Below are 13259 nucleotides of genomic sequence, written 5' to 3'. Positions count from 1 at the left end.
TTAGTCCCCCTTTCGATTCAGCAGGTAACGCTGAATGGACAATACGATAATAACGAACAGCAGCAGCACTACGCTCATCGCCGAGGCCAAGCCGTAATTGTTGAACTGGAATGCCGTTTCGATGATTTTCATAACAAAGGTTTCGCTTGCGCCGCCGGGTCCGCCTTTTGTCAGCACAAAAGGAAGGTCGAACACTTCGAGCGCGCCGGTGACGGTCAGGAATAAATTCAGCTCGATAATTTTGTAGATGTTAGGCATCGTAATGTAGAAAAACTTCTGCCAGCCGTTTGCGCCGTCGATGGACGCGGCCTCGTACAGATCATTCGGAATGGACTGCAGGGCAGCCAAATAAATAACCATGTTAAAACCCATAAATCGCCAGAAGCCGATGGAGGCCAGCGAATAATTAACGATTGACGTATTCCCGAGCCAGCTCGTTTCCGCCAGCTTGTCGAAGCCTAGCTGACCCAGCAAATAGTTAAGCGAGCCGCTGGTTGTATCGAATACATAGCCGAACAAATAGGCCACCGCTACCCCGTTCAAAATATAGGGTAAAAACAGCAGCAGCCGGAAAAATTTTTTCCCCTTCAGCTTGCTGTTCAGCACCACCGCAAAATAGATAGCGACGATGTTTTGCACGATGCCTACGACAAAATAAGCAACGTTGTTGCGGAATACCCCGAATATATCGGGATTGGAGAACACTTCCTTATAGTTGGCCCAGCCGATAAAAGCCTTGTCTGCGCTAATACCGTTCCAATTCGTAAAGCTCAGCCGGATCAGCTCCATTGCCGGATAATAGGCAAAGGTAACCAGCAGCAGCAGAGGTACGGTGACGAATGAAAACAATAGCAGTCTTTTTTGCGACCGCAGGGACATTTTCCCAAGCATCCTGCTTCTCTCCTCTCCTGGATGCGTACCTGTTTTGCCCGGAAGCAGGAACGGGACGGCCGCAACCAGCCTCCCCGTTCCTTAAACCGGACTATTTTTCTACAGCCCCAGATCCTTTTTGGCCTTGGCCCATGATGCGTTTACTTTATCCAGCACCTTCTGAGGTTCCTTCGATAAAACGAATTCCTGAACGACGGCAGCCTGGTCAAGCTGAGCTTTATTCTGAATTTGCGTAGCGGCGTCTACGGGCTGAACCGGCTCGTAGAACGTCGGGTTATAGCCGTTGAATTCAGCCAGCTGCCCAAGCTTTGGCTCCTTCGATTTGAGCGTCGAGATAAAGCCGGAATAATCGTCATAGCCGGATTCCTCAATCAGGAACTTCAGGAATGCTTTGGCCGCGGCGACGTTGCCATCCTTGTTGACGCCATAGAACCAGTCCGGATTAAGCGGCGCTTTTACCTTGCCGGAATTGTCGACAGGGAAAGGGAAAAATCCGATGTCCTCGGAGGCGGCTCCGTTTTCAATGACCTGATTGATAACCCAGTTGCCAAGCAGATACATGGCGAATTTGCCGGACGCTACATCTTTTTTGGATTGCTCCCAGTTTGTGGAGTTAATGTCCTTCTCCAGGAATCCTTTTTCATAAAGCTCCCGCAGCATGCTCCACGATTTGCCGTATTCATTGTCCATCGTATAAGGCGTGTCGGTTCCCGCGCGATTGTTCTGGTGAGCCGTTGTTTCAGCAAACAGCGTTGGCACGTCATAAACCCATGCGTCCAGCGGCCACTTATCCTTGAAGTTGGAGGCTAATGGAATAATGCCCGCATCCTTAAGCTTTTGCGCCGCTTCCAGAAAAGCGTCGTACGTTTGCGGAATTTCCGTAATGCCTGCTTGCTGGAATGCTTTTTTGTTATATACGATGCCTACCGTTGAAGCGCCGGAGGAAACGCCATACATATTGCCTTCATAAGCCTTCAGATCGGCAAAATAGATATCGCCGGAAAACTCGATATCGTTCAGCGGAGCGAAATGCTCCGACAGCTCGTTGTTAGGAATGGTTGGAACCATGACCAGGTCGGGGAACGTCCCGGAGGCCATGCGCACCTTCAAGGTTGCATCGTAGTCGAGGATTCCCTCGAACTTGAGGTCGACATTGGGATACTTCTCTTCAAACCGTTTTTTGTACTCCAGGTATTCGGTGTCCACCATGTCGGTACGGTGAGTCAAAAAAACAACCTCGCCGGAAATATCCGAACCAGCGGCCTCTTCTCCGTCTCCTTGAGTGGAAGCCGTTGGTTCCTTGCTCGCCGCTGGCTCATTACCATTGCTTGTTGAGCCTCCATTGCCGCTGCAAGCAGCAAGTGTTGTTAGCATAACAAAAATCGAAACAATGAGACTTATCCTTTTTTTCACTGCTTTTTTCCCCCTAAAAAATTAGTTTTGGTTCCGTTTTCATTTTTAGTTTACTCCAGTTCACGATTGAGAAAAATGGTTTCTGCTATCATTTCTGGTCCTCAAATGACATGAAATTGAAATCGTTATCATGACGAAAAAGCTCATTTTTTAAACTATTTATTGTGTAAAATATCCTTTTGGTGTCCCCGCTCTATGATCCTTTTGTGAAATAATCCAAAGCTATTGCCAAACCGTTAGCAGTGGTGTTAATTTGTTATATAACAAGACATTTATTATTAATAACAAAATAGGAGGAAACCCAAAAATGATACAGCACTTTCCTTATATCGCCGGCATGACCTGGGGATGGACCGGCGTTCGGGGGACCTGGAGGGGCGAGAAAGCGGAGAAGTCCATGGAGCTTATGGCATCCCGGCTTTCCGTTAACTGGACCGCCATCACCTTTGCCGCGCTTCAGGATCATCCGCAAGCAACCGAAATCCGCTTCCGCGAACATCCTACCGTCACAGACGACGAGGTAATCGCGGCTATCGCCAAAGCGAAGCAGCTGGGGCTTAACGTCTGCTTGAAGCCAGTCGTCAATTGCGCTAACGGCACATAGCGGGCCCATATCAATTTTTTTGACAAGGATGTGCCTTGCGAGCCCAAATGGAGCGACTGGTTCGCCTCCTACACCGCATTTATTCTGCATTATGCCGCCATAGCGGAGCAAAGCGGCTGCGAAATGTTATGTATCGGCTGCGAAATGGTCCAGACCGATCGCAGGGAAAAGGAGTGGCGCGAGCTTATCGCCAAGGTCAGAGCGATCTACGGCGGCATCGTCACTTACAATTGCGACAAGTACCAGGAGGACAATGTTGGCTGGTGGGACGCCGTCGATATGATTGCCTCCAGCGGCTATTACCCGATTCACGACTGGGAACGGCAGCTCGACCGGATTCAGGCGGTGACGGAGAAGTGGAACAAACCATTTTTCTTTATGGAGGCTGGTTGTCCCAGCCGGGAAGGCTCTCCTCTTCTTCCCAATGATTGGGGCTTGATCGGCGGGCCGAGTCAATCGGCGCAGCGGGAATTTTATGAAGCTATGCTGGAGAGCTGCGATAAGCGGGATTGGGTAAGAGGCTTTATGCTATGGGATTGGCCCGCGCAGCTATATGAGGAAAACGAAGCATCCGCCAATGACGACTATTGCATGTTCGGCAAAGAGGCCGAGAGCGTCATTCGGGACTATTATGAGTCCAAGCTGCAAGGGAGGTTGACCGGCCGTGACTCTGCAAAATAAGGATTGGCTGGCCAAAATAGAGGCCGAATTAAAGGATAACATCCTGCAGTTTTGGCTAGAACATACCATCGACGAGGAAAACGGCGGATTTTACGGCTTTATCAGCAGGGATTTGACCGTTAATCGCCAGGCGGACAAAGGCCTAGTGCTGAATACGCGCATCCTGTGGACCTTCTCTTCCGCTTTCCGTCTTTACGGGGATTCGCGGTATCTGGAGATGGCCGACCGGGCATACCGCTACATTACCTCCTATTTTACGGATCCCCAGCATGGAGGACTGTATTGGATGCTGGATTATAAGGGAGCTGTCACATCATCCAAAAAGCAGGTTTACGGGCAGGCCTTCGCCATCTACGCCTTTTCGGAATATTACAGGGCAACCGGCGATGAAGACGCCTTGACCAAGGCAGTGGAGCTGTTCCATGTTCTAGAGCGCCACAGCTATGATCCCGTGGACAAGGGATATATAGAAGCGTCGGCAAGGGATTGGAGCGAAACGAACGAAAACAGCTTGAGCGATAAGGATCTCAACACTAAAAAGTCGATGAATACCCATCTTCATGTGCTGGAGGCGTATACCAATCTGTATCGGGTTTGGCCTGAGCCTGAGCTCCGCGACAAGCTGCGGGAGCTCATTGTCGTTATGCTCCGCCATATCGTCGATAACGAATCCTATCATTTCAAGCTCTTTTTCGATATGGAATGGAACAGCCAGAACAGCCATATTTCCTATGGCCATGATATTGAAGGCAGCTGGCTGATTCATGAAGCCGCAGAGGTATTGGGCGAACCGGAGCTGCTGGAGGAAAGCGTTGCTGTAGCCATTGCCATGGCAGAAGTCACATTGCGCGAAGGCGTTGACGAGGACGGGGGATTGTTCAACGAAGCGGAGCCTGGAAAGCTGCTGGACTCGGACAAGGATTGGTGGCCGCAAGCGGAAGCGGTGGTTGGCTTTTACAATGCTTATCAATTATCCGGGACCCTCTCCTATTTGGAGGCCGCCCGCAAATCCTGGCATTTTATTGAGTCGAAATTGGTAGATACGGAATACGGCGAATGGCTCTGGAGCGTCAAGAGGGACGGTTCGCCAAGCGGCAATATCGAAAAAGTCAGTCCATGGAAATGTCCATATCATAACAGCCGCGCCTGCTTCGAAATGATTGGCCGCCTGCGCGGCGGCAGCGCTCATTGAAGTCCGCCATTCGCTCTAACAAGCAAGAGAATAAATAAGCAAAAGCATCTGGAAAGATGGCGCTATTACTCTGAAAATTACACACCACACACTCGGGAGGTTGTAAGCATGACGATTTTCGAACAACGCAAGGAGCAATTAACGGAGCAATATGAAGCGCTTGTCGCCCGCCCCAATACCGCCGAGCGCCTTGGCAACGGCATTTATGAACGATACGAACATCCCGTATTAACAGCGGCTCATGCTCCCCTGCATTGGAAATACGATTTTAACCCGGCAACCAATCCTTACTTTATGGAGCGGCTTGGCGTCAATTGCGTGTTTAATCCGGGCGCTATTTATTTGAACGGCAGCTTTTATCTGGTCGCCCGCGTCGAAGGCAATGACCGCAAATCGTTTTTTGCCATTGCCGAAAGCAAAAATGGAACAGAAGGATTCCGTTTCTGGGATCGCCCAGTCGTTTTGCCGGAAACGGAAGAGCCAGACGTCAATGTATACGACATGCGTCTCGTTCAGCATGAGGACGGCTGGATTTATGGCCTTTTCTGCACAGAGCGCAAGGACCCTGACGCGCCTCGCGGCGACTTGTCCAGCGCGGTTGCGCAATGCGGCATCGCGCGAACGAAGGATTTGAAGCAATGGGAGCGTCTTGCCGACCTGAAAACAGCCTCCAACCAGCAGCGCAATGTCGTGTTGCATCCGGAATTTATTGACGGCAAATACGCTTTTTATACGCGCCCCCAAGACGGCTTTATCGATACAGGATCGGGCGGAGGCATCGGCTGGGGCTTGTCGGACACCATCGAAAATGCGGTCATTAAACAAGAAATCATCATTGACGAGCGTTATTACCACACCATCAAGGAAGTGAAAAACGGCCAGGGCCCGGCTCCCATCAAAACGGACAAAGGCTGGCTGCACATCGCTCACGGCGTTCGCAATACAGCAGCAGGCCTGCGGTATGTGCTCTACGCATTCCTGACCGATTTGAACGAGCCGCAAAAGGTTATCGCCAGTCCAGGCGGCCACCTGATCGCCCCGGAAGGCGAAGAGCGTATCGGCGATGTATCCAATGTCGTATTCTGCAACGGAGCCGTTGCGCTGGAAAACGGCGAGGTTTACATCTATTATGCTTCCTCCGATACCCGCTGCCATGTCGCAACAAGCACGGTCGACAGATTGCTTGATTATGTACTCGGCACGCCGTCCGACCCGCTCCGCTCCTATCTCTGCGTCCAGCAGCGCATAGAGCTGATCAACCGCAATCTGGGGCTGTAAAGAGCCGTTTCGTTCAAAATACTGCTGATATGTGGCCAAGGCCGCCTCTCCGATTAAAGATGGAAGGGCGGCCTTGGCTGTTTTATCGGACGAATGCAACTCATCCAGCTGAACTTATCTTTAAAAGCAAGATCGATCAAATTTCCTTATATACCGGTATTGTATACTAAATTTAACCGAAAGGAGGTTGCACATCTGTATTACGATGTTATCCACAAAAGCATTGAATTTATTGAGAATCATTTGGATAAGCCCTTAAGCTTGGAGTACGTTTCGAAAGAAGCGGGGTTTTCCAAGTTTCATTTCCACCGAATATTCAAGAAATACGTCGGAAAAAGCTTGATTGATTACATTCGTTACCGAAGAATCAGCTCATCCGCCCAAATGCTTCTTTATACGAATGAACGTATCCTGGACATCGCGCTATACTTCAATTTTGAAAGCCAGGAAGCCTTCACTAGAGCCTTTAAAAGCATATACGCTCTGCCGCCCGCGCAATATCGCGCCCAAATGAAAAATTTATTAAAAGAAAGCGAGGACATCAACATGTCTGAAATTAACGGCTGGATGATCACAGGCACAAATCCCGACTTCTATCAAGCAACTCTGGATACGCGAGTTTATCACAAAGGCCAGAAATCCGCCCGCTTTGAAAGCAAAGAGGAAACGGCGGGACAAGCAGGCCAATTCGGCACTTTCATGCAGCAATTTCGTTCCGAAAGCTTTGCAGGAAAACGCATGCGCTTTTCCGGATTCGTAAAAAGTGAAAACGTCGCTGGATGGGCAGGACTCTGGATGAGGGTTGATGATCATCAACAAAATATGCTGGCATTCGACAATATGCAGGACAGAGCCATTAAAGGAACGACAGATTGGAATTATTACGCCTGCGTGCTTGACGTGCCGAAGGAGGCGGAAATCATCTGCATTGGCATTCTGATGACAGGGACAGGCACGGTATGGATAGATGATTGCCAATTTGAAGAGGTCGGCACGGACATCCCCGTCACAGGGAACTTTCAGGAAAACGACAATTTGCCTTCAGAACCACAAAATCTGCAATTCGAGGTTTGATGTAAATATAAAGGGGGCTGTCCGAAAAGTCACGTGAAACGAATAAATATTCAGCAGAGAGGACCGGAGGGGAAAGGGTGTCTTGAGGGCGAGTTTTTTTGTCGGTTTTTATCCACTGCAAAATAGGATCAAAATAAAGCCGACAAAAATGTTTGAGCTTCCAAGACACCCTTTTCCTGCAGGTGCCGGTTTTGCTGAATATTTATTCACCGAAGTAGACTTTTCGGACAGCCCCTCACTTCCCTCCATTGCGCTAAAGGGCAACGAATTCAATCCTTCGCCCGCGCTGTTGTGCCGCGGTAGAGCAGCTCGCTGGCGAGCAATATTTTTTCCAGCGGCGCATCCTTGGCTTCAATTCTTTCCAAAAGCCTCTGCACGGCCCGCCGCCCCAGGTTTTCCTTGGGTACATGAACCGTTGTAAGCGCGGGCTTGTAGCGGTACGCATCATCTATGTTGTCGAATCCGGTAAGGGATATATCGTCGGGAACGGCCAAACCAAGGCTCTCCATGGCCAAAGCAGCTCCGATTGCTATCGTATCGTTGGCGCAAACCAGCGCGGTAGGCAGAGATCCCTTTAGCTGCAGCTCCTTCGCCCATTTTAACACCCGCTCCTGAAATTGCCCCTGCTCCAGTCCTTGCGCTTCCAGAAGCTGCTCCTTCATGGATTGCCCGCTGCCGGGAACAGCTCCATTCCACAGCCCAGCCTCTTCCATCGCGCAGCGAAACCCCAAAAAGCGGTCGTAGAAGCTACGGGAATACCGGGTATCGCCAATAAACGCCAGCGCTTTGTGCCCGATGCCGATTAAATGTTTGGTCAAACGGTACATGCTTTCATGGTTGTTGGCAAAAATCGTATCGCTTGGAATCAGGTGATCCTCATGATCCACGAGCACCATCGGCATGCCGATCCGGTGAACCTCAAGCAGAAGCGGCGTAGAAATTTCACCCACCCCGATCAGCCCCAATATGCCGTTTGGATTCAGGAAATGAACCAAATGCTCCACGCTTTGCTCCGAAACGATCACCATCCCGTAACCGTCTTCCTCCAGCCGTGAAGTGATACCATCCAAAATACGGCCCCAATAAAGCGAATCCTTCGTCTGAAAACGGATGTTGGGCATCAGGACCAGCACGGACTGGCGCTTCGCTTTAGGCACCTTGGGCAACGCCTCCAGCTTGAGCGATTTCATATAGGCATTTTTTTGCGTAAAATAACCCAGCTGTGACGCCGCTTGTATGACTCGCTCTCTTGTCGCCTCGCTTACGCCGTCTTTGCCGGACAACGCTTTGGACACAACGAATTTTGAAACGCCAAGCGAATCAGCGATTTGCTGCATCGTTACTTTTTTGGACATAAGCCTTCTCTACTCCTCTAGCTTTCGCTCAAATGGCGCGCTTCCTTCCAGCGCCTGTTATATTCATCAAAAACCTTATCCAGCTCCGGCTCCGCCAGCCACTCCTGAATATATTCGCCCGACCAGAGCGAGATTTGCGCCGAAGCCGCAATCTCCAGCAATTTGTCGCTAGGCACGCTCTTTTCGAGAAATATAGGCCGAAACGACAGAAATTGCTCCAGCTGCGGCAGCGATGACTGCTTGCTCTCCTCAACGGGCAAAAAGCCTGAATCATCGACATAACCGGAATCATGCACAAAAAATTGCACCCATTCCGCCGCCAGCTCTTTTTCACTGCTGAACCGGCTGATGCCGACAAACCAATCCGGGCTAAGCGGAGCATGGCGGACAGGCTCATTGTCATACGGAAACGGGAAAAATCCGATATCCTGGGAATCCGCTCCCGCGGCGAGGACCTGGTTAATGACCCAGTTGCCCATCAGATACATGCCCGCACGTCCAGCGGCCAGCTCGGTTTTGCTAATCTCCCACTGATTGGACATCAGCGATTCTTCGACATAGCCTTGCTCAATCAATGTCCGTACGATCATAATAGCTTCGCCCCAGGCATTGTCAAGGCTCCAGGGCTCGTCGCTAAAGGCCATTTTGTTCAAATACTCCGGGTCGCCCGACATATAGCTGACCAGGTCTTCGCCCCAAATCATCAGCGGCCATTGCGCGCCGTAATTGAGATAAACCGGCACAATACCGGCTTCCTTCAGACGTCTGCACGCTTCAAAAAACTGATCCAGCGTGGTTGGCGCTTCCCGTATGCCAGCATCGGCAAACGCCTTTTTATTATAAACGATGCCCGTTGTAGACGCCCCTGCCGCAATGCCGTAGCGCAAACCATCATGCGCTTTAAAATCCGCAAACCGCACGTCGTAAAAAATGTCCTCCTGCAGCGGTTCAAAATAGCGGGATAAATCCTCGTTTTTCAAATTATTGGGCAGCAGCAGCACATCGCCTTGCGTCCGCGTCGAAAGCCGCAGCATGATATCGCTGGTATAGTTGACCAAGCCCTCAAACTGGACGGTTACCCCGGGATGCAATTCCTCAAAACGCCGGGCGTATTGTCCAAAAACCCCGTTATCGATCAAATCGACGCGATTGGTCAACACGACCAGCTGCCGTTCCTTGCCGCCACCATCGCCGGCGGGAGGTGCGGACGGAGCTTCGGCATTCGGCGGAGAAAGACATCCCCCCAGTAGCGCCAACATTGCGGCAATTAACAAACCGATTATCCACTTGCTCCTCACGCCTTGTCCTCCTCTTCCCCAACACCATCATACAACGGCAGCCTCAGAGTAATAACCGTGCCTTCACCGGGACGGCTGTTTATAGCCATCTCATAATATCCTCTCTCATAATGCAGCTTCAACCGCTCGTTGACATTGCGAAGGCCGATGCCACCGCTGCCCCAGCCTTCCGGAGACCGCTCCCCCTGCAAACCTGTTTTTAACGCATCCAGCCGTTCCCGCTCCATTCCGATGCCGTCGTCGCTCATAGTCAACACGACCACTTGTCCGTCACGGCGTCCGTCAATTCCTATAATCATGATTGGCTTTTCTGGGTCCATTCCGTGGTAAACCGCATTTTCCACAATGGGTTGAAGCACCAGCTTGATGACCGGGTAATGGAGCAGCTCCGGGGGGATGTCAATCGTCAGGCGGAACCGTCCGGGATATCTGTAGTTCAAGAGCTGCACGTAATTGCGTACATGGTGAACTTCGTCGCCCAGCGTAACCTCTTCATGCAAATCGCTAATGCCATACCTCAGCAGCTTTCCCAAAATTTCCAGCATATCCGCAGCGTCCTGATCATCGTTGACCTCCGCGGTCATTCGGATCGATTCCAGCGTATTGTACATAAAATGCGGATTAATCTGATTTTGCAGCGCCTGCAGCTCCGCTTCTTTCTTTTTGGTCTCCATATGGTAAATGTCCCGGATTAATTGACCAATATGTCCGATCATCCGGTTAAACTGATTGCCCAGCTGTCCAATTTCATCACGGTATTTCACCTGAAATTGCACGTCCAGATCGCCTTCACGCACGCTCTTCATCAGGCGCATCAGCTTGCGCAGCGGATTGGTCAGCGCATAGGCCATAAAAAAGGAAATGAGCATGGCAACAAGCAGCGTTACGATCATTGCGGCCCAGGTCACATTGCGCACCAGCACCGCATCGCGGGTCAGCTCGCTTACGGGAATGGATGTAATGACCTTCCACTTCGTGTTGGGCGAGGTAGAATACATATACAATCGTTTGACACCATCCTTCTCCCCGTAAAAGCTGCCTTTTTCCCCTGCCGCCATCCTGAAGGCATAATCCTGCGACATGCTGGTAGCCATAATGGCAGAGTTGCTGTCGTATACAACCATCCCTTCTTCGTCTACGATAAAAGAGCTGCCTTTGGTGACGGCGTCCAATTCCCTTATGCCGTCTTCAATGACGCTCATATTGGCGTCAACCGCAATCAGTCCGATGGGCCGCAGCGATTTATCGAAAATTTTGCGCACGACGGTAAACGCATGCTTTTCGCTTTGCAAATTGCTGATGTACCGCTGAGTGCTGATCAGCCTGGCTTCGCCGCTGGAATCCTCCGCGCTATCCAGCCAAAGGCGATAGCTGTCCTTCAGATTAAGCCGGACGCCGACGCTTGAGGCCGCGTAATAAACATTGCCGTATTGGTCAAAAATGTAAACGGAGTTGGCTCCCCGCTTGATCCCATTAATAAACGAAATATTACCTTCGATGCCGCGTTGAATCGACAGGAGCAAATTAAACTCGTCCGGTATGGACTCGCTGCCGGATTGGCCGTCCGACATCCCACGCTGCTCGTAATAGCGGTTGGAACGCATCAGGTTTTGCCTGATTTCATCCTGATAGGCCGGTACGGAGGAGATACGCACCATATCCTCGATGTAATCGTCTATCCGAATCATCATGCTGTCCAGCATATTGGTGGAAAACAGAATCGTTTTTTCCTCCAGCGAGCGGGAATAGTTGTTGTAGGTTATATAACCGATAAAGGTTAGCGGGAGCGCCGTTAGCAGCAGAAAAACTAGAAACAGCTTGCGCTCCATTCTGAGATTTCCAAAAAAAGCACCCGCAGCTTTCAGACTCATGGCGTATCGGATGCAAAAAGAGCGGCAACGTAAGCGCCGCAGCTTCCCAGCGTGCGCGACATCACTCTGCCCAAATCTCCGGTTGCTCCCGTAATTAGCGCCGTTTTCCCCGAAAGGTCGATATTCAATGCGATCTCTCCCGTAAAATTAGTTTTGTTATATTTTTTATTATTCGTTATGCTACCAGAATGTCAACTGTTTTCTGCAGCTATATAATAATAAACGAGTTTTAGCGAAGGGGCCGCCGTGTGAAAAGCTCTTCCGATCGCTGTTGTTCCCAGATTTCCCTGAATGATAGGTTCAAATGGTGGAATCCGGGAACAAAGGCGAACGCTTGAAACGTTCTGGAAGAACGCTGCTTCGTAAGCATAGGCTTTTCTCCAGAACCATTCACACTCTGGCTTATCGCTTGTTTTTGTTTTCTATTTATACAACACGCCAAACATGATAACAAAGAAACTTGCGGGAACAGCGAAAAAAGCCCTCCGTCGCTTTGCTTATCCCTGTTTTTCACAGGAGTCAAGCAGCGGAAAGCTTTTTGGGGCTTTGATTATGCAGGAACCAGCTTACAGCAGATTATGGCAGAGAAGGGGGGGATCGTTCATAGAGCCGATTTGTTCATCTGGCAGGTTACCATGCCTAATCCTAATCATCTAATCAACAAATCATCTAATCAAGTGCCGCCTGATCGCCCAGCGGTCAGCGCTGCCCCTTACTCTTCCTCCGCTTCTTCGGGAGGAAGCAGAACGATACGTCCGTCGCCTAGCTCCACTCTAAGCTTGTTGCTTTTTTTGACTCCGATTTTTTCCAAATAATCCGATGGCACCTGAAGACGACCCGCTTTATCCAGGATGGCATATTCTACATGGGTTCCATCGCTTTCAAGCTCCTCCAGCTCCGCCATTTCCTCCGCATAGGAAACGCGGCGAAGCATCTCGGAGGAAATTTTGCCGTCGCGGATTGCGGCAACCCGGTCTACCTTTTTGGCCAGCTCCGGGTCATGCGTTACAATTACGATTGTGATGCCCATCGTTCGGTTCAGCTCCCGGAACAAATCCAGGATTTGCTCCGACATCTTGGCGTCTACCGATCCTGTAGGTTCATCCGCCAGCAGCAGTCTGGGCTGATTTGCCAGCGCGATGGCGATGGCAACCCGCTGCTGCTCGCCTCCTGACAGCTGGTACAGCTTGTTATGCGCACGGTGTCCCAGTCCTACGGCATCCAGCAGCTCCTTGGCGCGCCAGCGCTTGCGCCTGCCCGTCAGCAGCACGGGAAGCTCTACATTTTCCAGCGCCGTCAAATAGGGGATGAGATTACGCGCATTATTTTGCCAGACAAAACCAACGCTTTCCCGCTTGTAGCGGACCAGCTCGCGTTCCTTCATTTTCAGCAGGTCCTTGCCGTCCACCATCAGCTTTCCCGCCGTTGGTTTGTCCAGTCCCCCCAGCATGTTAAGCAGCGTTGATTTGCCGCTTCCGCTGTTGCCGATAATCGCCATCAGCTCGCCTTGCTGAATTTGCAGATCGAGGCCTTGCAGCGCAAAAACCTCCAGATCCGCCGTTTTGTATATTTTGACCAATCCTTCGCAATGGATCATTGCCA

At 50.7% G+C, this 13259-nt stretch carries 10 protein-coding genes and 2 pseudogenes; 5 read left to right on the top strand and 7 right to left on the bottom strand.

Going from position 1 to position 13259, the window contains the following annotated elements:
- Together A7K91_RS16885 and A7K91_RS16880 are read right to left on the bottom strand one after the other, a co-directional pair.
- Positions 1 to 891, bottom strand: coding sequence for a carbohydrate ABC transporter permease (locus A7K91_RS16885; RefSeq protein WP_068684818.1), 891 nt, complete (start codon positions 889 to 891; stop codon positions 1 to 3).
- A 99-nt stretch (positions 892 to 990) separates the two neighbouring features.
- Positions 991 to 2304 (bottom strand): ABC transporter substrate-binding protein, encoded by a 1314-nt coding sequence (locus tag A7K91_RS16880; RefSeq protein ID WP_068684816.1) that lies wholly within the window; start codon positions 2302 to 2304, stop codon positions 991 to 993.
- Between the two features lie 307 nt (positions 2305 to 2611).
- Between A7K91_RS16880 and A7K91_RS16875 the strand changes: the two are divergent.
- From A7K91_RS16875 to A7K91_RS27115, 5 genes and pseudogenes are all read left to right on the top strand, one after another.
- Positions 2612 to 3589: pseudogene (locus A7K91_RS16875) on the top strand (glycoside hydrolase family 113).
- The gene (locus A7K91_RS16870) at positions 3579 to 4781 is read left to right on the top strand and encodes an AGE family epimerase/isomerase (protein WP_082967550.1); all 1203 of its coding nucleotides are present in this window, start codon (positions 3579 to 3581) and stop codon (positions 4779 to 4781) included. The pseudogene A7K91_RS16875 and the gene A7K91_RS16870 overlap by 11 nt, the downstream one beginning before the upstream one ends.
- Before the next feature lie 108 nt (positions 4782 to 4889).
- Positions 4890 to 6059: a glycoside hydrolase family 130 protein gene (locus A7K91_RS16865; protein ID WP_068684813.1), complete on the top strand. Its 1170-nt coding sequence runs from the start codon at positions 4890 to 4892 to the stop codon at positions 6057 to 6059.
- Positions 6060 to 6152: 93 nt separating this feature from the next.
- Positions 6153 to 6557: pseudogene (locus A7K91_RS27120) on the top strand (helix-turn-helix domain-containing protein); the annotation flags it as partial.
- 48 nt (positions 6558 to 6605) lie between these two features.
- Positions 6606 to 7133 carry a hypothetical protein gene (locus A7K91_RS27115; protein ID WP_245697621.1) on the top strand — a complete coding sequence of 176 codons (528 nt, stop codon included), beginning with the start codon at positions 6606 to 6608 and terminating at the stop codon, positions 7131 to 7133.
- 269 nt (positions 7134 to 7402) lie between these two features.
- On the opposite strand, the gene A7K91_RS16855 is transcribed toward A7K91_RS27115, so the two are convergent.
- The 5 genes from A7K91_RS16855 to A7K91_RS16840 form a co-directional block, all read right to left on the bottom strand.
- Positions 7403 to 8488 carry a LacI family DNA-binding transcriptional regulator gene (locus tag A7K91_RS16855; RefSeq protein ID WP_068684811.1) on the bottom strand — a complete coding sequence of 362 codons (1086 nt, stop codon included), beginning with the start codon at positions 8486 to 8488 and terminating at the stop codon, positions 7403 to 7405.
- 17 nt (positions 8489 to 8505) lie between these two features.
- Positions 8506 to 9786 (bottom strand): ABC transporter substrate-binding protein, encoded by a 1281-nt coding sequence (locus A7K91_RS16850; RefSeq protein WP_068684808.1) that lies wholly within the window; start codon positions 9784 to 9786, stop codon positions 8506 to 8508.
- Positions 9783 to 11657, bottom strand: a complete 1875-nt coding sequence (locus A7K91_RS16845) for a sensor histidine kinase (protein ID WP_068684806.1) — start codon at positions 11655 to 11657, stop codon at positions 9783 to 9785. Before A7K91_RS16845 ends, A7K91_RS16850 begins: the two co-directional genes overlap by 4 nt.
- The gene (locus tag A7K91_RS27290) at positions 11654 to 11785 is read right to left on the bottom strand and encodes a hypothetical protein (protein ID WP_281198640.1); all 132 of its coding nucleotides are present in this window, start codon (positions 11783 to 11785) and stop codon (positions 11654 to 11656) included. Before A7K91_RS27290 ends, A7K91_RS16845 begins: the two co-directional genes overlap by 4 nt.
- Positions 11786 to 12369: 584 nt before the next feature.
- The gene (locus A7K91_RS16840; RefSeq protein ID WP_068685204.1) at positions 12370 to 13254 is read right to left on the bottom strand and encodes an ABC transporter ATP-binding protein; all 885 of its coding nucleotides are present in this window, start codon (positions 13252 to 13254) and stop codon (positions 12370 to 12372) included.
- Positions 13255 to 13259 lie beyond the last annotated feature (5 nt).

The organism is Paenibacillus oryzae, from assembly GCF_001675045.1.
In the GTDB taxonomy this organism is placed as follows: domain Bacteria; phylum Bacillota; class Bacilli; order Paenibacillales; family Paenibacillaceae; genus Pristimantibacillus; species Pristimantibacillus oryzae.
Note: the sequence above shows the minus strand (reverse complement) of the source record. Positions and strands in the feature narration are given on the sequence as shown.